The organism is Arsenicibacter rosenii (assembly GCF_001870735.1).
Lineage (GTDB): Bacteria > Bacteroidota > Bacteroidia > Cytophagales > Spirosomataceae > Arsenicibacter > Arsenicibacter rosenii.
On sequence record NZ_MORL01000244.1, the window covers coordinates 1 to 551 of the forward strand.

General features: G+C 59.7%; 1 protein-coding gene. It reads left to right on the forward strand.

The annotated features are described in order from the left end of the window. On the forward strand, positions 1 to 551 hold a 551-nt coding region (locus tag BLX24_RS31080; protein ID WP_310590820.1), incomplete at both ends, for a sensor histidine kinase.

A 551-nucleotide genomic window follows, 5' to 3' on the forward strand; every position in this document is an offset into this window, starting at 1 on the left:
GAACAAAACCAGACACTCATCGAAACCCAGAACCGCGTGCTGGAAGAAAAAGTCGAACAGCGCACGGCCGAACTCAAAGCCTCACAGGCCCAGCTCATCCAGAAAGAAAAACTCGCCAGCCTCGGCGAACTCACCGCCGGTATCGCCCACGAAATCCAGAACCCCCTCAACTTTGTCAACAACTTTGCCGAGGTCAGCGCCGAACTCACCGGCGAGCTGAAAGATGAACTCACCAAAGGCGACCTCGACGAAGCAGGATTCATTGCCGATGACCTGGCGCAGAACCTGACCAAAATCGCCCACCACGGCCGCAGGGCAAGCGCCATTGTCAAGGGCATGCTCGAACACTCCCGCATGGAGTCGGGCGACAAGCAATCCACCGACCTCAACGCGCTTGCCGCCGACTACCTGCGGCTAGCCTATCAGGGGCAGCGGGCCAAAGACAACACCTTTACCTGCCGGCTCATTACCGCTTTCGACCCGGCGCTGCCGACGGTCAACGTGGTGGCGCAGGACATCGGGCGGGTGCTCCTTAACCTCTGCCAGAACGC